This is a genomic window from Streptomyces cyanogenus, assembly GCF_017526105.1.
GTDB classification, from domain to species: Bacteria; Actinomycetota; Actinomycetes; order Streptomycetales; family Streptomycetaceae; genus Streptomyces; species Streptomyces cyanogenus.
In genome coordinates, this window is the sequence record NZ_CP071839.1 from 2502554 (window position 1) to 2522982 (window position 20429).

General features: G+C 73.2%; 14 protein-coding genes and 1 pseudogene. 9 read left to right on the forward strand and 6 right to left on the reverse strand.

Going from position 1 to position 20429, the window contains the following annotated elements:
- Positions 1-5 precede the first annotated feature (5 nt).
- Positions 6-1145 (forward strand): acyl-CoA dehydrogenase family protein, encoded by a 1140-nt coding sequence (locus tag S1361_RS11170; protein ID WP_208031696.1) that lies wholly within the window; start codon positions 6-8, stop codon positions 1143-1145.
- Complete coding sequence (locus tag S1361_RS11175) at positions 1145-2098, forward strand: acyl-CoA dehydrogenase family protein (protein WP_208031697.1); 954 nt, start codon at positions 1145-1147, stop codon at positions 2096-2098. The genes S1361_RS11170 and S1361_RS11175 overlap by 1 nt, the downstream gene beginning before the upstream one ends.
- On the opposite strand, the gene S1361_RS11180 is transcribed toward S1361_RS11175, so the two are convergent.
- The 4 genes from S1361_RS11180 to S1361_RS11195 form a co-directional block, all read right to left on the reverse strand.
- A complete protein-coding gene (locus tag S1361_RS11180) occupies positions 2095-2841 on the reverse strand; it encodes a vWA domain-containing protein (protein WP_208031698.1) in 747 nt (248 codons plus the stop codon). The two genes, S1361_RS11175 and S1361_RS11180, sit on opposite strands and share 4 nt — an antisense overlap.
- Positions 2842-2955: 114 nt before the next feature.
- Positions 2956-4419, reverse strand: coding sequence for a glutamate synthase subunit beta (locus S1361_RS11185; RefSeq protein ID WP_208031699.1), 1464 nt, complete (start codon positions 4417-4419; stop codon positions 2956-2958).
- Positions 4412-8923, reverse strand: coding sequence for a glutamate synthase large subunit (gene gltB, locus S1361_RS11190; RefSeq protein WP_208036553.1), 4512 nt, complete (start codon positions 8921-8923; stop codon positions 4412-4414). Before gltB ends, S1361_RS11185 begins: the two co-directional genes overlap by 8 nt.
- A 520-nt stretch (positions 8924-9443) precedes the next feature.
- Complete coding sequence (locus tag S1361_RS11195; protein WP_208031700.1) at positions 9444-10175, reverse strand: VIT1/CCC1 transporter family protein; 732 nt, start codon at positions 10173-10175, stop codon at positions 9444-9446.
- Positions 10176-10438: 263 nt separating this feature from the next.
- Here S1361_RS11195 and S1361_RS11200 point away from each other — a divergent pair.
- The 7 genes and pseudogenes from S1361_RS11200 to S1361_RS11230 all read left to right on the forward strand — a co-directional run.
- Positions 10439-11443 (forward strand): annotated as a pseudogene (locus tag S1361_RS11200) (ADP-ribosylglycohydrolase family protein); the annotation flags it as partial.
- Between the two features lie 419 nt (positions 11444-11862).
- Positions 11863-12957 (forward strand): ADP-ribosylglycohydrolase family protein, encoded by a 1095-nt coding sequence (locus S1361_RS11205; RefSeq protein WP_243769510.1) that lies wholly within the window; start codon positions 11863-11865, stop codon positions 12955-12957.
- 8 nt (positions 12958-12965) lie between these two features.
- Positions 12966-14174: an ADP-ribosylglycohydrolase family protein gene (locus S1361_RS11210; protein ID WP_208031702.1), complete on the forward strand. Its 1209-nt coding sequence runs from the start codon at positions 12966-12968 to the stop codon at positions 14172-14174.
- The gene (locus S1361_RS11215; RefSeq protein WP_208031703.1) at positions 14162-15586 is read left to right on the forward strand and encodes an ADP-ribosylglycohydrolase family protein; all 1425 of its coding nucleotides are present in this window, start codon (positions 14162-14164) and stop codon (positions 15584-15586) included. Before S1361_RS11210 ends, S1361_RS11215 begins: the two co-directional genes overlap by 13 nt.
- On the forward strand, positions 15583-16476 hold the full coding sequence (gene rbsK, locus S1361_RS11220; RefSeq protein WP_208031704.1) for a ribokinase: 894 nt from the start codon (positions 15583-15585) through the stop codon (positions 16474-16476). Before S1361_RS11215 ends, rbsK begins: the two co-directional genes overlap by 4 nt.
- The gene (locus tag S1361_RS11225) at positions 16473-17696 is read left to right on the forward strand and encodes a CaiB/BaiF CoA transferase family protein (RefSeq protein ID WP_208031705.1); all 1224 of its coding nucleotides are present in this window, start codon (positions 16473-16475) and stop codon (positions 17694-17696) included. The genes rbsK and S1361_RS11225 overlap by 4 nt, the downstream gene beginning before the upstream one ends.
- Positions 17693-18505: an HpcH/HpaI aldolase/citrate lyase family protein gene (locus S1361_RS11230; RefSeq protein ID WP_208031706.1), complete on the forward strand. Its 813-nt coding sequence runs from the start codon at positions 17693-17695 to the stop codon at positions 18503-18505. Before S1361_RS11225 ends, S1361_RS11230 begins: the two co-directional genes overlap by 4 nt.
- Before the next feature lie 94 nt (positions 18506-18599).
- Here the strand turns inward: S1361_RS11230 and lgt are convergent, their stop codons facing one another.
- Positions 18600-19559 carry a prolipoprotein diacylglyceryl transferase gene (gene lgt / locus S1361_RS11235; RefSeq protein WP_208031707.1) on the reverse strand — a complete coding sequence of 320 codons (960 nt, stop codon included), beginning with the start codon at positions 19557-19559 and terminating at the stop codon, positions 18600-18602.
- An 82-nt stretch (positions 19560-19641) separates the two neighbouring features.
- Positions 19642-20415, reverse strand: coding sequence for a DsbA family protein (locus tag S1361_RS11240; RefSeq protein WP_208031708.1), 774 nt, complete (start codon positions 20413-20415; stop codon positions 19642-19644).
- Between the last annotated feature and the right edge of the window lie 14 nt (positions 20416-20429).

Consider the following 20429-nt stretch of genomic DNA (forward strand, 5'->3'; position numbering starts at 1 on the left):
CGACGGTGGACCTGACGCACTCTCCGGCCGACGAGGAGTTCCGCACCGAGGCCCGGGCCTGGCTGCGCGCGCACGTCCCGCGCACGCCGCTGCCGTCGCTGGAGACGGAGGAGGGCTTCGCGGCACACCGCGCGTGGGAGGCCGAACTGGCCGCGGACCGCTGGTCGGTGGTGTCGTGGCCGGAGCGGTACGGCGGGCGGGACGCAGGACTGCTGCGCTGGCTGGTGTTCGAGGAGGAGTACTGGGCGGCGGGCGCGCCGGGCCGGGTCGGCCAGAACGGTGTCAGCCTGCTCGCGCCGACCCTGTTCGCGTACGGCACGCAGGAGCAACGCGCGCGCGTGCTGCCGCCGATGGCCACGGGCGAGGTGGTCTGGGCGCAGGCCTGGTCCGAGCCGGAGGCGGGCTCGGACCTCGCCGCGCTCACCTCGCGGGCGGTGCGGACGGACGGCGGCTGGCGCTTGCGCGGGCAGAAGACCTGGTCCTCGCGCGCCGCGTTCGCCGACCGGGCCTTCGGCCTGTTCCGCAGCGACCCGGCGGCACCGGAACCGCACCAGGGGCTGACGTACCTCATGTTCGGTCTGCGGGACCCCGGCGTCACCGTCCGCCCGATCGGCCGCCTGGACGGCAAGCCGGCCTTCGCCGAACTGTTCCTGGACGACGTGTTCGTCCCGGACGAGGACGTGATCGGCGAGCCGGGCCAGGGCTGGCGGATCGCGATGTCCACGACGGGCGACGAACGCGGGCTCACCCTGCGCTCCCCCGGCCGCTTCCTCGCCTCCGCCGCGCGGCTGCGCGACCTGTGGCGGGCCCAGGGCTCGCCCGAGCACTCCCGGGCCCGGGTGGCCGACGCCCTGATCGCGGCCCGCGCCTACCAGCTGTTCGCCTACGCCGCCGCCTCCCGGATCCTGGACGGCGCCCGGCTCGGCCCGGAGTCCAGCATGAACAAGATCTTCTGGTCCGAGCTCGACCTCGCGCTGCACGAGACGGCGCTCGACCTGCTGGGCGCGGAGGGCGAACTGGCGGACGGCGCCTGGTCCGAGGGGTACGTCTTCTCCCTGGCCGGCCCCGTCTACGCGGGCACGAACGAGATCCAGCGGGACATCGTCGCCGAGCGGCTGCTCGGCCTGCCGAAGGGACGCCGCTGATGCGCTTCCTTCTCGACGCCGAGCAGCGCGCCTTCGCCGACGCGCTGCGCGCGATGCTCACCGCCGCGGACACCCCGGCGGTGATCCGGGACTGGAGCCGCGGCGACCACACACGCGGGCGCGCGCTGTGGTCGCGGCTCGCCGAGGCGGGGGTGTTCGCACTCGCGGTACCGGAGGAGTACGGCGGACTGGGCCCGCGTCCGGTGGAACTCGCCGTGGCATTCGTGGAGTTGGGCCGGTATGCGGTGCCCGGCCCGCTGGTGGAGACGGCCGGGGCGGCCGTACTCCTCGGGGAGCCCGCGCCGGCCCGGCGGTTCCTGCCCGGGCTCGCGGCCGGGGCGGACCTGGCGACGGTGGCGGCGCCCGGCGGGTACGCGCTCGACGGAGACGCGGCGTCCCTGCGCCTGTCGCCGGCCCCCGACGGCCTGTACCTCTGCACGGCGCCCCCCGGTCCGGTGCGCCGCTCCCTGGACCCGGCCCGCCGGCTGACCGCACTGCCCCCGGGCGGTGAACTCCTCACCCCGGCCGTGCCGTACGACCGGGCGCTCACCTGGATCCGGCTGGCCACCGCCGCCCAGGCCCTCGGCGTCGGGCTCGCCCTGCTCGACCGGACGGTCGCCCACGTGAGACAGCGCACCCAGTTCGGGGTGCCCGTCGGCTCCTTCCAGGCGGTCAAGCACCGCCTGGCCGACTCCAGGACCGCCCTGGAGTTCGCCCGCCCCCTGGTCCTCGGCGCGGCGGTGTCCCTGCGCCCGGAGGACGTGGCCGCGGCCAAGCTCACGGCGTGCGAGGCGGCGTACCGGACGGCCCGTACGGCACTGCACCTGCACGGCGCGATCGGGTACACGGCGGAGTACGACCTGTCCCTGTGGCTGACCAAGGCGAGGGCGCTGCGGTCGGCGTGGGGGACCCCGGAGGAGTGCCGGGACCGGGTGCTGGCGGCGGGGCTCTAGGAGGCGGCCGGCACCGTCGGCGCGCCGGGTACGACGCCCGCGGCGCGTGCGGCCCTGAGCCACGTCGGGAACTCGCCGACGAGCCGGTCGTACAGCTCGGCGTCGGAGACCCGGCGCGGGTCCCGGCCAGCGTGGAAGAAGCCGGCGTTGTCCACGATCCGCTTGCCGGGAACGGCCAGCTCGTCCAGCTTCCGCAGGAACTCGAACTGCCGGCTGTCCGGGTCGCCGAAGCCGACGAACTGCCAGAAGAGGGGGAGCCGGGCCGCCTTGCAGAGATGGCGTTCGGCGGCGAACCTGCTGACCGGGCCGCCGTCGGTCTGGAAGACGACCAGCGCCGGAGCGGTGGCGCCGCTGTCCAGGTAGTGGTCGATGACGGCGTCCATGGCCAGGTGGTAGCTGGTCTTCCCCATGTGCCCGAGCCCGGCCACGATCCGCTCGATGCGGCCCTCGTGCCCGGCGAGGGCGATGTCGGTGACCGCGTCGACGTCCGTGGAGAAGAACACGACGGGCACGCGCCCGTCGTCGTCCAGGTGCGCGGAGAGCCCCAGGACCCGGTCGGCCAGCGCCTGCACACTGCCGTCCCGGTAGTACGGCTTCATCGAGCCGGAGTAGTCGACCACGAGGTAGACGGCGGCCCGCAGCCCGTCGAGGCCGTGTTTGCGCAGGGACACGCCCGCGGACCGGTACGCGCCGACGAGCGCGGGCGCGGTCTCCTCCACCTTGCGCAGACTGATCGCGGCCATGGCTCCCCCTCGGCGTGCGGACATGCAACGACGCCTGCCCGGGTCCGGTCGGGGACGGGGCAGGCGTCGTCAGTGTTCCGCACGCCGTTGTACGGGACGTCTTCAGGGGTGCCGTCAGACCGCCAGGGCGCGGTCCGTCGGGCGGATCGGGGCCGGCAGGTCACTGGCTCCGGTCAGGAAGCGGTCGACCCCGCGGGCGGCCGAGCGGCCCTCCGCGATCGCCCACACGATGAGGGACTGGCCGCGGCCGGCGTCACCGGCGACGAACACACCCGGCACGTTGGTCTGGAAGTCGGCGTCGCGGGCGATGTTACCGCGTTCGTCGAGCTCCAGGCCGAACTGCTCCACCAGGCCGTTCTCCCGGTCGGTGCCGGTGAAGCCCATGGCCAGGGTGACCAGCTGGGCGGGGATCTTGCGCTCGGTGCCCGGCTTCGGGGTCAGCTTGCCGTCGACGAACTCCACCTCGGTGAGGTGCAGCCACTGGACGTTGCCGTCCTCGTCGCCCTCGAAGTGGGTGGTGGAGACGGAGTAGACCCGCTCGCCGCCCTCCTCGTGCGCGCTGGTGACCTTGTAGAGCATCGGGAAGGTCGGCCAGGGCTGGTTCGTCGGGTGCCGCTCGTCGTTCGGGCGGGGCATGATCTCCAGCTGGGTGACGGAGGCCGCGCCCTGGCGGTGGGCGGTGCCCACGCAGTCCGCGCCGGTGTCGCCGCCGCCGATGACGACGACGTGCTTGCCCTCGGCCGAGATCGGCGCGGTGACGTAGTCGCCCTCCTGGACCTTGTTGGCCAGCGGCAGGTACTCCATCGCCTGGTAGATGCCCTTGAGTTCGCGGCCGGGCACCGGCAGGTCACGCGCGGTCGTGGAACCGGCGGCGATCACGATCGCGTCGTACCGCTTCTTCAGGTCGCGCGCGTTGATGTCGCGGCCGACCTCCACACCGGTGCGGAAGCGGGTGCCCTCCGCGCGCATCTGCTCGATACGGCGGTTGATGTGCCGCTTCTCCATCTTGAACTCGGGGATGCCGTACCGGAGGAGGCCTCCGATGCGGTCCGCGCGCTCGTAGACGGCGACCGTGTGGCCGGCCCGGGTCAGCTGCTGGGCGGCGGCGAGACCCGCCGGGCCCGAGCCGATGACCGCGACCGTCTTGCCGGACAGGCGCTCGGGGATCTGCGGGGCGACGTCCCCGGTCTCCCACGCCTTGTCGATGATCGAGACCTCGACGTTCTTGATGGTCACCGGCGGCTGGTTGATGCCGAGCACGCACGCCGACTCGCAGGGGGCCGGGCAGAGGCGACCGGTGAACTCCGGGAAGTTGTTGGTCGCGTGCAGGCGCTCCTGGGCGGCGGCCCAGTCCTCGCGGTAGGCGTAGTCGTTCCACTCGGGGATCAGGTTCCCCAGCGGACAGCCGTTGTGGCAGAACGGGATGCCGCAGTCCATGCAGCGGCTGGCCTGCTTGCTGATGATCGGCAGCAGGGAGCCGGGGACGTAGACCTCGTTCCAGTCCTTGACGCGCTCGGCGACGGGGCGGGTCTTGGCGACCTCGCGGCCGTGGTTCAGGAAGCCCTTCGGGTCAGCCATTGATCGCCGCCTCCATCATCTTCTCGGTGATCTCGGTCTGGGACAGACCGGCTCGCTCGGCGGCGTCCTTGGCGGCGAGCACTGCCTTGTACGTGCTGGGGATGATCTTGCTGAACCGCTCCACGGCCGTTTCCCAGTCGGCGAGCAGCTTCTCGGCGACCGTCGAGCCGGTCTCCTCGGCGTGGCGGCGCACCACGTCGTGCAGCCACTGCTTGTCCGTCTCGTCCAGCGCCTCGACGGAGTCGACGTTGCCGACGTTGACGTTGTCGCGGTCGAGGTCGATGACGTAGGCGATACCGCCGGACATGCCCGCGGCGAAGTTGCGGCCGGTCGGGCCGAGGACGACCGCGTGACCGCCGGTCATGTACTCGCAGCCGTGGTCGCCCACGCCCTCGGAGACGACCAGCGCGCCGGAGTTGCGGACGCAGAACCGCTCACCGGTACGGCCGCGCAGGAACAGCTCGCCGCCGGTGGCGCCGTAGGCGATGGTGTTGCCCGCGATGGTCGAGTACTCGGCGAGGTGGTCGGCGGCCCGGTCCGGGCGGACGACGATCCGGCCGCCGGACAGGCCCTTGCCGACGTAGTCGTTGGCGTCGCCCTCCAGGCGCAGCGTGACACCGCGCGGCAGGAACGCGCCGAAGGACTGGCCGGCGGAGCCGGTGAAGGTGATGTCGATGGTGTCGTCGGGCAGGCCCGCGCCACCGAACTTCTTCGTCACCTCGTGGCCGAGCATGGTGCCGACCGTGCGGTTGATGTTGCGGATGGCGACCTGGGCGCGCACCGGCTGGGCCTCGGTCGCGTCGTTCGCGGCCAGGGCGTCGGCGGCGAGCTTGATCAGCTCGTTGTCCAGGGCCTTCTCCAAACCGTGGTCCTGGGCGACGATCCGGTGGCGGACGGCGCCCTCGGGCAGGTCCGGCACGTGGAACAGCGGCTCCAGGTCCAGGCCCTGCGCCTTCCAGTGGTCGACCGCGCGCTCGACGTCCAGCACCTCGGCGTGGCCGACGGCCTCCTCGATGGAGCGGAAGCCCAGCTCCGCGAGCAGCTCGCGGACCTCTTCGGCGATGAACTGGAAGAAGTTCACCACGTGCTCCGCCTTGCCGGCGAAGCGGTCGCGCAGGGCCGGGTTCTGGGTGGCGATGCCGACCGGGCAGGTGTCCAGGTGGCAGACGCGCATCATCACGCAGCCGGAGACGACGAGCGGAGCGGTCGCGAAACCGAACTCCTCGGCGCCGAGCAGCGCGGCGATGATCACGTCACGGCCGGTCTTCAGCTGGCCGTCGGTCTGGACGACGATCCGGTCGCGCAGGCCGTTGAGCAGCAGGGTCTGCTGGGTCTCGGCGAGGCCGAGCTCCCAGGGGCCGCCCGCGTGCTTCAGCGAGGTCAGCGGGGAGGCACCCGTACCGCCGTCGTGACCGGAGATGAGCACGACGTCCGCGTGCGCCTTGGAGACACCCGCGGCGACCGTGCCGACACCGACCTCGGAGACCAGCTTCACGTGGATCCGCGCCTGCGGGTTCGCGTTCTTCAGGTCGTGGATCAGCTGGGCCAGGTCCTCGATGGAGTAGATGTCGTGGTGCGGCGGCGGGGAGATCAGGCCCACGCCCGGCGTCGAGTGACGCGTCTTGGCGACCCACGGGTAGACCTTGTGGCCGGGCAGCTGGCCGCCCTCGCCGGGCTTGGCGCCCTGGGCCATCTTGATCTGGATGTCGTCCGCGTTGACCAGGTACTCGGAGGTCACGCCGAAGCGGCCGGAGGCCACCTGCTTGATCGCCGAGCGGCGCGCGGGGTCGTAGAGGCGCTCCGGGTCCTCACCGCCCTCACCGGTGTTGGACTTGCCGCCCAGCTGGTTCATGGCGATGGCGAGGGTCTCGTGCGCCTCCTTGGAGATGGAGCCGTACGACATCGCGCCCGTCGAGAACCGCTTGACGATCTCGGAGACCGGCTCGACCTCGTCGATCGGGATCGGCTGGCGGTCGGACTTGAAGCCGAACAGGCCGCGCAGCGTCATCAGGCGCTCGGACTGCTCGTTCACCCGCTCGGTGTACTTCTTGAAGATGTCGAAGCGGCCGGTGCGCGTGGAGTGCTGGAGGCGGAAGACCGTCTCCGGGTCGAACAGGTGCGGTTCGCCCTCGCGGCGCCACTGGTACTCGCCGCCGATCTCCAGCGCGCGGTGCGCGGGAGCGATGCCGGAGGCCGGGTAGGCCTTGGCGTGGCGGGCGGCGACCTCCTGGGCGATGACGTCGATGCCGACGCCGCCGATCTTGGTGGCGGTGCCGTTGAAGTACTTCTCCACGAACGACTCGTCCAGGCCGACGGCCTCGAAGACCTGGGCGCCGCGGTAGGAGGCGACGGTGGAGATGCCCATCTTCGACATGACCTTCAGGACGCCCTTGCCGAGGGCGTAGATCAGGTTCTTGATGGCCTTCTCGGGCTCCAGGCCGTTCAGGAAGGTACCCGCGCGCAGCAGGTCCTCGACCGACTCCATCGCCAGGTACGGGTTGACGGCGGCGGCGCCGTAGCCGATGAGCAGCGCGACGTGGTGGACCTCGCGGACGTCGCCGGCCTCGACCAGCAGGCCCACCTGGGTGCGCTGCTTGGTGCGGATGAGGTGGTGGTGGACGGCCGCGGTGAGCAGCAGCGACGGGATCGGCGCGTGCTCGGCGTCCGAGTGACGGTCCGACAGGACGATCAGCCGGGCGCCGTTCTCGATGGCCGCGTCCGCCTCGGCGCAGATCTCCTCGATGCGCGCGGCGAGCGCGTCGCCGCCGCCGGAGACCCGGTACAGGCCGGACAGCGTCGCGGCCTTGAAGCCGGGCATGTCGCCGTCGGCGTTGATGTGGATGAGCTTGGCCAGCTCGTCGTTGTCGATCACCGGGAAGGGCAGGGTGACCGAGCGGCAGGAGGCGGCCGTCGGCTCCAGCAGGTTGCCCTCCGGGCCGAGCGAGGAGCGCAGGGAGGTGACCAGCTCCTCACGGATCGCGTCCAGCGGCGGGTTGGTGACCTGCGCGAACAGCTGGGTGAAGTAGTCGAAGAGCAGCCGCGGGCGCTCGGACAGGGCCGCGATCGGCGAGTCCGTGCCCATGGAGCCGATCGGCTCGGCGCCGGTGCGGGCCATCGGGGCGAGGATGACGCGCAGCTCCTCCTCGGTGTACCCGAAGGTCTGCTGGCGGCGGGTGACCGAGGCGTGGGTGTGGACGATGTGCTCGCGCTCGGGCAGGTCGCCCAGCTCGATCTCGCCGGCCTCCAGCCACTCGGCGTACGGCTTCTCGGCGGCCAGGGACGCCTTGATCTCGTCGTCCTCGACGATGCGGTGCTCGGCGGTGTCGACGAGGAACATCCTGCCGGGCTGCAGGCGGCCCTTGCGGACGACCTTGGCCGGGTCGATGTCGAGGACGCCGACCTCGGAGCCGAGGACGACGAGGCCGTCGTCGGTGACCCAGTAGCGGCCGGGGCGCAGACCGTTGCGGTCGAGCACGGCGCCGACCTGGGTGCCGTCGGTGAAGGTGACGCAGGCGGGACCGTCCCAGGGCTCCATCATCGTGGAGTGGAACTGGTAGAAGGCGCGCCGGGCCGGGTCCATGGAGGCGTGGTTCTCCCATGCCTCCGGGATCATCATCAGCACGGAGTGCGGCAGGGAGCGGCCGCCGAGGTGGAGCAGTTCCAGGACCTCGTCGAAGGACGCCGAGTCGGACGCGTCCGGCGTACAGACCGGGAAGATGCGGTCCAGCTTCTCCTGCGGGCCGAACAGGTCGGAGACCAGCTGCGACTCGCGGGCGCGCATCCAGTTGCGGTTGCCCTTGACGGTGTTGATCTCACCGTTGTGCGCGACGAAGCGGTACGGGTGGGCGAGCGGCCACGACGGGAAGGTGTTCGTGGAGAACCGGGAGTGCACGAGCGCGATCGCGGAGGCGAAGCGGCGGTCGGACAGGTCCGGGAAGAAGGGCTCCAGCTGGCCGGTGGTCAGCATGCCCTTGTAGACGATCGTCCGGGCGGACAGGGAGGGGAAGTACACCCCGGCCTCGCGCTCGGCGCGCTTGCGCAGCACGAAGGCCCGGCGGTCCAGCGCGATACCCTCGCTGGCCCCGTCGCTCACGAAGATCTGCCGGAACACGGGCATGGTGGAGCGGGCGGTGGCACCCAGCAGCTCGGGAGCGACCGGGACCTCGCGCCAGCCGAGGACGGTCAGGCCCTCCTCGTCCGCGATCGTCTCGATACGTGAGACGGCGTCCTCGGTGCCCTGCTCCGGCAGGAACGCGATGCCTACCGCGTAGGCACCGGCCGCGGGAAGGTCGAATCCGGCCACTTCGCGGAGGAACGCGTCCGGCACCTGCGAGAGGATGCCCGCGCCGTCGCCGGAGTCGGGCTCGGAGCCGGTGGCACCCCGGTGCTCAAGGTTGCGCAGGACCGTGAGGGCCTGCTCGACCAGGGTGTGGGACGCCTCGCCGGTGAGGTTGGCGACGAAACCGACGCCGCACGCGTCGTGTTCGTTGCGGGGGTCGTACATACCCTGCGCAGCAGGGCGAGCATCCATGAACGACCAGTTCTGGCCGTTCTCGGAGTGCTGGGACGGCTGGCGCGGCGTACGCATCGGCTCTCCCGTCGTCGTCATGTGGCATGTGGCAGGTGCCGAGGGACGACGTTGGCCCTCTGCGTGAGATCTACGATGAGATCAAAATTTCGTGCAGGTTACATGATGGAGCGGTTCTCGGGAACCGGATACACCGTTCCAGCATGCGGACGCCGCGATCGCGGCGGAGGTGCCGCGCGGCGGCGGCGGGTGCCGTGCGGTGACGGCGGTGACTGCGCGGTGGCGGCCCAGGTTTTCGGGGGGACCGTTACGGACAAGATCGGTCGGATCGGCGTCCGGCGGCCCAGGAGGGGGCGGGGCGAGCGTCTTCGCCCGCCCACGGGGGTACGACGGGCGTCATTGCCCGCAGCGCTTACGGCTCATGCCCGTTCGTCAAGCACTCGAAACCAGCGAGTAACGGGTACTTATGCGGCCCATCGCATACGTACCGGCCCCACTATCCTACGGCCGTTCCGAACAGGGTGCCCAGGGCGTACGTCACACCGGCCGCCGCACCGCCGAGCGCGAGCTGCCGCAGACCGCTGAACCACCAGGTCCGCGCCGTCACCTTGGCCACGACGGCACCGCATCCGAAGAGCCCGGCGAGGGCGAGCAGGACGGCGGGCCACAGCGCGGTGGCGCCGAGCAGGTACGGCAGGACGGGCAGCAGGGCGCCGAGGGCGAACGAGCCGAAGGACGACACGGCGGCGACCAGCGGCGAGGGCAGGTCGCCCGGATCTATGCCCAGCTCCTCGCGGGCGTGGATCTCCAGGGCCTGCTCGGGATCCCGGGACAGCTGCCGGGCGACCTGCCGGGCCAGCTCCGGCTCGACCCCGCGTGCCACGTACAGCGCGGCCAGCTCGTCCTCCTCGTCCTGCGGGTGCTTGCGCAGCTCGCGGCGCTCGACGTCGAGTTCGGCCTCGACGAGTTCCCGCTGGGAGGCGACGGAGGTGTACTCGCCGGCCGCCATCGAGAAGGCGCCGGCGGCGAGGCCCGCGAGGCCGGTGAGAATGATGGTGTGCTGGCTCACGGCCCCGCCGGCCACGCCCGTCATCAGGGCGAGGTTGGAGACGAGGCCGTCCATGGCACCGAAGACGGCGGGCCGCAGCCAGCCGCCGTTCACATCGCGGTGAGTGTGGTTGTCGCGGTGCGCCACGTGCAGCGCGGCCTCGGTTTCGATGATGGCCATGCGGGCCCCCCAGGGAAGCTTAGCTAAAGCTAACTTTGGACGAGTTCTACTTTTCGACAACACTGAACTTACGCTCTTCATTTCATCTCCGCCAGCAAGGAAAGGCTCGGCTAACCTGCGGGTTTACCCCCGGGCGCTCATATGTGCGAATGACCGCTCACATGCCGAGCGGGTGACAGAGGTCCGCCCCGCGCTCGCCCCGCCGCCTCCCGTGGGACACATCGGCAAAGGGTCCCGTGCGACCCCGCCGAAGGAGGCCGTCCATGGCATCGATCGCCTGCACTCCCCCGGTTCCGGCGCCCGGGGAGGCCGCCGGACTTCGCGAGCGGGCCCGGGGTGCGCTGCTCGGCCTGGCCGTCGGCGACGCGCTGGGGGCACCCGCGGAGAACCTCAGGCCCTCCGAGATCCGGGCCCGCTGGGGCCGCATCACCGGGTACGTCAGCGAGCAGCCCTGCGGCACGGACGACACCGAGTACGCGATCTTCTCCGGGTTGCTGCTGGCCCGGCACGGCTCGGCGCTCACCCCGGCGCATGTGGAGGCGGCCTGGCACGAGTGGATCGCCGACCGGGCCGAGGGCCCCTTCCGCGGCGCGGGCTTCAGCGAGCGCGGCACGCTGGAGAACCTGCGCCGTGGTCTCGCGGCACCCATCTCGGCCCAGCACCGGCACGCCTGGAGCGACGGCCTGGCGATGCGGGCGGCACCGTTCGGGGTGTTCGCCGCCGGGCGGCCCGCCGAGGCGGCCCGGCTGGTGGCGATCGACGGCTCGGTCAGCCACGAGGGCGAGGGCATCTACGGCGGTCAGGCGGTCGCGGCGGGGGTGGCGGCGGCGATGACCGGCGCGTCCGTCCCGGTGGTGATCGCCGCGGCCCTGGCGGTGATCCCCGAGGACTCCTGGACGGCGCGCTCCCTGCGCCGTGCGGTGGCCGTGGCCCACCGCGGCGAACGCGCGGTCCGCTCCGCGGTCGTCATCGGCGGCTACCCCTGGACCGACCTGGCCCCCGAAGCGGTCGCCCTCGCCTTCGGCGCGTACGCGGCGGCCGACGGCGACTTCCGGGAGGCGGTCCTGACGGCCGTCAACATGGGCCGCGACGCCGACACCACGGCAGCGGTCGCAGGCGCCCTGTCCGGCGCCACCCAGGGCCTCGCCGCGATCCCCTCCCCCTGGGCAACAGCCATCACCCCGGCCCGCGGCCGCTGCCTGCCGTCGGTGGCGGGACATCACGTACTGGAGGTCGCGGAGCTGCTGGCGGGCGGGGACGAGGGGGGCACGACGAAGGCGACGGCGCGGACCGGGAGGACACCGGCCGGGGTTCTGCCGGGGGCGGTGACGGATGAGGTGACGCTGACGCGGGTTCCACAGGGGGCGGTGACGGACGAGGTGACACCTGCCGGGGTGGCGGTGGACAAGCTGACACCGGCCGGGGGAAGGGCGGCGACGACCCCGGCCGGGGCACTGCCCGGGGTGGTGGAGGTGAACCAGGCCGGGATCCTGCCGGGAGCGGTGACGGACGAGGTGACGCTGACGCGGGTTCCGCCAGGGGCGGCGCAGGACGAGGTGACGCTGACGCGGGTTCCGCCGGCGGTGGTGTCGGACGGTGTGACGCAGATCGGGGCGCCACCGGGATCCGCGGATGCCCGGCGCGTGGGCGGCGAGGGGCGGTCGTGACCGCGCGTCGGGTCGAGGGGATGCTCCTCGGCCTGGCCGCGGGAGACGCCGCCGGCTGGCCCGCGGCCCGGCACCGCGCCGCCCGGATGCCCGAGTGGACCCGCCGCCTCACCCGCGAACTGGACACCTTCGCCGAGCAGAACGCCACCACCACCCTCCCGGTGCCGATCGCCCTCAACCAGCCCCCCGAACCCCTCCGCCTCGGCCCCTCCGACGACGCCGAGTGGGCGGTGTTCGCCGCGGAGGCGGTCCTGCGGGCCGGTGACGACGACGTCCTGGGCGACCTCAGCCGGGCCCGCCGCATCCGCGCCGCCATCGACCTCACCTGGACCGCCATGGCCTCCGAGGTCGCCGCCGCCGCGGACCGCGCCCCGGAGATCGAGTCCGCGGTACTGCCCCTGCGCGCCCGGATCTCCGTCCGCGCCGGCCTCGGCAACCTCGCCACCGGCCTGCGCCCGCCCGCCACCGGCCACGACAACCCGCACTACTTCGACGACGCGGCCTGCGTCCGCGCCTGCGTCCTCGCCGTGGCCCACCCCGGCGACCCGCAACAGGCCGCCGCACTCGCCGAGTTCGACGCCCGTTACACCCAGGACGGCGACGGCGTGCACGGCGCCCGGGCCATGGCGGCGGCCCTCTCCCTCGCCCTCGCCGGCGCCGCACCGGACACCTGCGTGACCGCCGCGCTCGCCGAGCTGCCCGCGGACACGGAGATCGGCCGCAACACCCGCCACGCCCTCGCCCTGGCCGAGGACAGCGAGTCCGCCTTCGCCCTCGTACCCCTCCTGGAGCACCAGATCGTCGACCACGTCTACAGCTACGGCATCGCCGCCGCCGAGACCGTCCCCGTCGCGCTCGCCCTGGCCACCGCCGCCCGCGGCCGGATCGCCGAGGCCGTGCCGGCCGCCGTCTGCCTGTCCCGGGTCGCCGACTCCGCCCCCGCCCTGGCGGGCGCCCTCACCGGTGCCCTCGGCGGCGGCGCGGCCATCCCGCAGACCTGGCGGGACGCCTGCCGCACCCTGCCCGGCTGCACCCTGCCCCGCCTCACCGGCACCGACCTGGTGGAACTCGCCGGACTCCTGGAAGCCGCGCAACCGGCCCGCCCAGGAGGATGATTCGGGGCATGACGCCCGAACACCCCACAGAAGCCGCAGAACCCACCCAAGCCCCACCACGGGACAGCGGAAGCCCGCTCGCCGACCGCATCACCGCCGCCCTGGTCGGTGCCGCCGTCGGCGACGCCCTCGGCGGCCCGGTCGAGGGCTACTCCCCCGAGCAGATCGCCGAGCGGCACTGCGGTCGCGTCCGCGGTGTCGTCGGCCCCTGGCACGGCGACGCGTGGCGCACCGCCCGCCCCATCGCCCCGTACCACAAGGGCGACGGCCACGTCACCGACGACACCCTGATGACGCACGCGCTGATCCGGGTCTACGACCGCGTCCGCGACCACCTCGACGCGTACGCGATCGCCGAGCACCTGGTCCCGGACCTGATGACCACCCCCCGGTGGATCCCGGAGCTGGAGGCCGAGGCGCTGCCGCTGCACCGTCTCTTCCTCGCCGAGAAGTGGCTGGTGGCCCGGCTGGCCTACGGTCACGCCGACCCCCGGGAAGCGGGTACCGGCAACATCGTCAACTGCGGCGCGGCGATGTACATGGCCCCGGTCGGCCTGGTCAACGCGGCCAACCCGGCCGCCGCCTACGCCGAGGCCCTGGACATCGCGGGCGCGCACCAGTCGTCGTACGGCCGTGAGGCGGCCGGTGTGTTCGCGGCGGCGGTGGCCGCCGCGGCGGCCCCCGGCGCGACCCCGGACTCGGTGGTGGGCGCCTGCCTGTCGCTGGCGAAGGACGGCACCCGCACGGCGATCGAGAAGGTCTGCGAAGTCGCCGCCGGGCACCGGGACTTCGAGTCGGCGCTCGGCCCGCTGCGCGTGGCGGTGGCCCCGTACGACACCGTCGGTCCGGACTACCGCGCCCCCTCCCTCGCCGCCCGCCGCCCCTCCCGGCTGCACTCGATCGAGGAACTCCCCGTCGCCCTGGGCATGCTGGTCGTGTCCGGCGGCGACTACCGGCAGGCCGTGCTCGGCTCGGTCAACTACGGCCGCGACTGCGACTCGATCGCCACGATGGCCGGGGCCCTCGCGGGCGCGCTCGGCTCGCCGGCCCCCGAGGAGTGGGCGAAGACCGTCGCGGACGCCAGCCGTCTGGACCTGTGGGCGCCGGCCCGGACGCTCACCGAGGTCACGCGGGAGGTCTTCGACCGGGACGTGCGCCGCCGGCGTGCCCACGAGGAGGCGTTCACCGCGCTCGGAGGCCGGCCGTGCTCCGGCTGACCTGGGTCCAGCCGGAGGACCTGCTCGGCCACGAGCTGCGCCAGGCCCGGCTGGACGGGCGTGAGCCGGCGGCGGTCGAGGCGCGCTGGCGGGCGGCGGGCGGCCCGGACGCCCCGGAGCGGGCGGGCGCGTCCGCGTCCCGGGCCTCCCGCTACCTGCGGCTGCTGGCCGAGGACCTGCTGGACGAACTCGCCGATCTGCCCAGCCGGTTCGCCGAGGACGAGCCGACGGAACTGGAACGGATCAAGTCCCGGTGCCCCGACTGGCCGGCACCGGCGGGCACGGGAAGTCCGCCGTCCCGTGACCGCGGCCCGGCTGCGGCCGGTCGAGCGGTTCCCCGCGCCCCTTCGGGACGTCTGCCCGCCGCCCTCGAAGCGGCCTGGCTCGGCCGGGCCATCGGCTGTCTCCTCGGCAAACCCGTCGAGAAGCTGCCCCTCGACGGCATCCGGGCCCTCGCCAAGGCGACCGGCAACTGGCCTCTGACCGGCTACTTCACCGCGAGGGGCGTTCCGGACGACCTGCTTCGCGCCCATCCCTGGAACCGCCGCTCGGCCGCCACCTCGCTCGCCGAGAACATCGACGGCATGCCCGAGGACGACGACCTCGACTACCCGCTGCTCAACCTCCTGCTGCTCCAGCGCCACGGCAGGGACTTCACCACCGACGACGTGGCCCGGCTGTGGCTGGAGGAACTCCCGCCCGGCCGCACTTTCACCGCCGAGCGCCTCGCCCACCGCAACCTCCTCGCCGGCATCGAACCCCCGCACACCGCCCGCCACCGCAACCCGTTCCGCGAGTGGATCGGCGCTCTGATCCGCGCCGACATGCACGGCTGGAGCAACCCCGGCGACCCGGCCGCCGCCGCCGGACAGGCGCACCGGGACGCGGTCCTCACCCACACCGCCAACGGCGTCTACGCGGCGATGTTCACCGCGGCCGCCATCGCCACGGCCGCCACCGGCGACCACGACGTGCACGCCTGTCTGCGCGCCGGCCGGGCGGTGGTCCCGGCCCGCTCCCGCCTGGCGCGGGCCCTCGACCACGCCGTGCGACTGGCCCGTGACACCTCTGACTTCGACGAGGTCGTGGACCGGCTCCACGCCCGCTACGCCGCCGACCACCACTGGGTGCACGCCATCCCCAACACCGCTCTGATCGCCGCCGCCCTCACCCACGCCGACGGCGACTTCAGCGGCTCGGTGTGCCGTGCCGTGTCGGGCGGCTGGGACACCGACTCCAACGGCGCGGCGGCCGGCAGCATCGCCGGGCTCCTGGCCGGCACCCCCGACGCGCTCCCCGACCGCTGGCGGGCCCCGCTGAAGAACCGGCTCGCCACCACCGTCGCCGACTTCGACGGCACCGGCTTCGACACCCTGGCCCACCTCACCCACCTGGAGGCGACCCGCCCATGACCCACATCGTCGTCCTCGGCAGCACGAACATGGACCTCGTCACCTATGTCGCCAAGGCCCCGCAGCGCGGGGAGACCGTGACGGGGCGGGAGTTCCGCACGATCCCGGGAGGCAAGGGCGCCAACCAGGCGATCGCCGCCGCCCGCGCCGGCGCCACCGTCTCGATGATCGGCGCGGTCGGCAACGACGCCTACGGCATGCGGCTGCGCGAGACCCTCGAACACTCCGGTGTGGACACCGACTTCCTGCGCACGGTGGAGGGCCCGTCCGGCACCGCGCACATCGTGGTGGACGACGAGGGCGGCAACGCGATCGTCGTCGTCCCCGGTGCCAACGGCACCGTCGACCACCTCTCCCCCGGCGACGAGGGCGTGATCGCCACCGCCGACACCCTGCTGCTGCAACTGGAGATCCCGCCGGCGGCCGTCGTCGCGGGCGCGCAGGCGGCCCGCCGGCACGGCGTGCGTACGGTCCTCACCCCGTCCCCGGTCCGGCCGCTGTCCCCCGAACTCCTGCACGCCGTCGACCTGTTGGTGCCGAACGAGTACGAGGCCGTCACCCTCACCGGCCGCACCGACCCGCGCGAGGCGGCGGCCGCCCTGCTGGACCTGGTGCCGGAGGTCGTCGTCACGCTGGGCGCCACGGGCTGCCTGTACCTGGCCCGGGGCGCCGAACCGCTGGTGATCCCCGCACCCCACGTCACCGCCGTCGACTCCACCGGCGCCGGCGACACCTTCGTCGGCACGCTCGCGGTGGCCCTCGCCGAGGAGAAACCGGTACGGGAGGCCCTGTCCTGGGCGTCGGCCGCGGCGGCGATCTCTGTCCAGCGGGCAGGGGCGTCGGTGTCGATGCCGTACCGCCCGGAGATCGAGGCCCAGTACAGCGCATGAGTACGACGAGCACACCGGGTACGACGACCCGCACGACCCCGGCCCTGGACGGCCTGCGGGTGCTGGACCTGGCGACCCTGTTCGCCGGGCCGATGGCCGCCACCCTGCTCGGGGACTTCGGCGCCGAGGTGATCAAGGTGGAGCACCCCCGGCGGCCCGACCCCTCCCGGGGCCACGGCCCGGCCAAGGACGGCGTCGGCCTGTGGTGGAAGGTGCTCGGCCGCAACAAGCGGACCGTCACCCTCGACCTGTCCACGCCCGGCGGCCGGACGACCCTGCTGCGGCTCGCCGCCACCGCCGACGTGGTGATCGAGAACTTCCGCCCCGGCACCCTGGAGAAATGGGACCTCGGCTGGCCCGAGCTGTCGGCGGCCAACCCCCGGCTGGTACTCGCCCGGGTCACCGCCTTCGGCCAGTTCGGCCCGTACGCGCGCCGCCCCGGCTTCGGCACGCTCGCCGAGGCGATGAGCGGCTTCGCCGCGGTCACCGGCGAGCCGGACGCACCCCCGACGCTGCCGCCCTTCGGTCTCGCCGACTCGGTCGCGGGCCTGGCGACCGCGTACGCCGTGCTGACGGCCCTGGCCGCACGGACGCACACCGGCGCGGGGCAGCTGGTCGACATGGCGATCATCGAACCGATCCTGTCGGTCCTCGGACCCCATCCCACCTGGTACGACCAGCTCGGCTACGTCCAGGAACGCACCGGGAACCGGTCCGCCAACAACGCCCCGCGCAACACCTACCGCACCGCCGACGGCACCTGGGTCGCCGTCTCCACCTCCGCCCAGTCGGTCGCCGAGCGCGTACTGCGCCTGGTGGGCCGCCCGGAGCTGATCGAGGAGCCGTGGTTCGCCACCGGCACGGACCGGGCCGCCCACGCCGACGTCCTGGACGAGGCGGTCGGCTCCTGGATCGCCACCCGCACCCGCGCCGAGGTGCTCGCCGCCTTCGAGGAGGCGGAGGCCGCGGTGGCGCCGGTCCAGGACGTGCGGGACGTCCTGGCCGACCCCCAGTACCGGGCCCTGGAGACGGTCACCACCGTCGACGACCCGGAGCTGGGCCCGCTGCGCATGCAGAACGTCCTCTTCCGGCTCTCGGCCACGCCCGGCGCGATCCGCTGGGCCGGCCGTCCGCACGGCGCCGACACGGACGCCGTCCTCACCGAACTGGGTCTCGCCCCGGCCGAGATCGCGGCCCTGCGCGCGGAGGGCGCCCTGTGACCCGCTTCCCGCTCACCTGGCTCTACGCCCCCGGCGACCGCCCGCACGTGGTGGCCAAGGCCCTGGCGGCGGGCGCCGACGTGGTCGTCGTCGACCTGGAGGACGCGGTCGCCCCGGACCGCAAGGAGTACGCCCGCGCGGCCACCGCGGAACTCCTCACGCAGCCGCCGCCGGTGCCGGTGCACGTCCGCGTCAACGCCCTGGACGGTCCCTGGGCCGCCGCCGACCTCACCGCCCTGGCCGGCCTGCCGGGACTGTCCGGGCTGCGGCTGCCGAAGGTGACGGCCCCGGGCACGGTACGGCAGGCCGCCGTGGCCACCCCGGTCCCCCTCTACGCGCTCCTGGAGTCGGCCCTCGGCATCGAGCACGCCTACGCCATCGCCACCGCCCACCCCGCCCTGCGGGGCATCGCCCTGGGCGAGGCCGACCTCCGGGCCGACCTGGGGATGCGGGCCGACGCGGGCCTGGACTGGCCGCGTTCGCGGGTGATCGTCGCCGCCCGGGCGGCGGGACTGGCCCCGCCGTCGCAGACCGTCCACCCGGACATCCGTGACCTCGACGGGCTCGCCGCCTCCTGCGCCCACGGCCGCGCCCTCGGGTTCCTGGGCCGCGCCGCGATCCACCCCCGTCAGCTGCCGGTGATCGAGCGGGCCTACCTGCCCACGGAGGCCGAGATCGAACACGCGGAGACGGTCATCAAGGCGGCGTCGGCGAACGCGGGCGCGCAGGCCCTGCCCGACGGGCGCTTCATCGACGCGGCGGTGGTGGCGATGGCCCGGCGCACGCTGTCGCTGGCAGGCAGAAGGTAGGAGCCGGCGAGCACTCGCCTTCTGGCCGTCCGCCCGTACACGGCGAGGGCGCCCGGAAGAACTCCGGGCGCCCTCGCCGTCGTACCGAAGACGGTCAGCTCTTCTCGGCCGGCGTCGCCTTCTCCTCGCCCCCGGCGTCGGCACCGGCACCGGCGTCGCCCTCTGCACCGGTGTCATCGGCGTCGGCAACGGCATCGGCATCGGTCCCGGCCTCCGCGGTCTCGGCCGGACCCCCGGAGACCCCCGGCTCGACGACGGCCTCCCGCCCCGGCCTCTTCTTCGCCGACACCACCATGTACACCACGGCCAGCAGGAAGACGAGCAGCGCGGTCCAGTCGTTCAGGCGCAGGCCCAGGATGTGGTGGGCGTCGTCCACCCGCATGTACTCGATCCAGCCCCGGCCCACGCAGTACGCGGCGACGTACAGGGCGAACGCCCGGCCATGCCCCAGCTTGAAGCGGCGGTCCGCCCAGATGACCAGCAGGCCCACGCCGACGCACCACAGGGACTCGTAGAGGAAGGTCGGGTGGTAGTAGCCCGGGACCCGGCCGCCCTCGGCGGAGGTGATGTGCAGCGCCCAGGGGAGATGGGTCTCACGGCCGTACAGCTCCTGGTTGAACCAGTTGCCCCAGCGGCCGATGGCCTGCGCGAACGCGATACCGGGTGCGACGGCGTCGGCGTAGGCGGGCATCGGGACGCCCCTGCGGCGGGCGCCGATCCACGCGCCGAGCGCGCCGAGCGCGATCGCGCCCCAGATGCCCAGGCCGCCCTCCCACACCTTGAAGGCGTCCACCCAGTCACGGCCCTCGCTGAAGTACAGCTCGTAGTCCGTGATCACGTGGTAGAGCCGGCCGCCGACCAGGCCGAACGGCACGGCCCAGACGGCGATGTCGGCGACCGTGCCGGACTGCCCTCCGCGGGCGATCCAGCGCTTGTTGCCGAGCCAGACGGCAACGAAGACGCCGATGATGATGCAGAAGGCGTAGCCGCGCAGCGGGATGGGGCCGAGGTACAGCACCCCGTGCGACGGGCTGGGGATGTAGGCAAGGTTCATGGCAAGTCCGACGCTACCGTGCCGGGCCGTGGGGACGGCAAGCAGCCCGGCTACGGGTCCATAACGGGGGCGTGAGAAACGCTCACCCGCGGTCGGTGGCCTCCACCATCTGCTTGAGCTTGGCCGGGGTCATCGTCTGGTCCTGGTAGATGTTCTTCCCGCCGAGCAGGACCGTGGGCGTACCGGTGAAGCCGCCGGTGCGGAAGGCCTGGTGGGACTTGTCCACCCAGGTGTTGTGCGTACCGTTCTCGACGCACTTGCGGAAGGCGGGCGTGTCGAGGCCGGTCACCTTCCCGGCCAGTTCGATCAGCTTGGCGTTGTCCGCGAACGCGTCGTCGGTCTCCTTCGGCTGGTTCGCGAAGAGCACGTCGTGGTAGTCGCGGAACTTCCCCGCGTCCTGGGCGCAGGCCGCGGCGTTGGCTGCGCGCAGCGAGCCGGTGCCGCCGAGGTTGCCGTCGATCAGCCGGACCAGGTGGTACTCGACTCTGAGCTTGCCCGCGTCGGCCAGTTCGTGGAGCGTCGGCCGGTACGCCGTCTCGAAGGCCTGGCAGGCCGGGCAGCGGAAGTCCTCCCAGACGGTGAGCGTCGACTTGGCGCCGTCCTTGCCGACCGGGATCGCAAGGCCGTCCTTGCCCTGTGCGCCCGAGGGGGCGACGGCCGGGCCCGCGCTGCTCTTCTCCTTCTTGCCGGCGTTCGCGGCGAGCACGCCGATCACCGCCGCGAGGACCAGGACGCAGACGACGCTCGCGCCCACGATCAGTGTGCGCCGCCGCTTCTCCCCGGCCTTCTGCTTCTCGCGCTCTGCCGCCAGCCGCTCCCGGGCGGTGCGCTTTCCGTCACGGTTCTTCTCGCTCACACCCCCAGAACGAA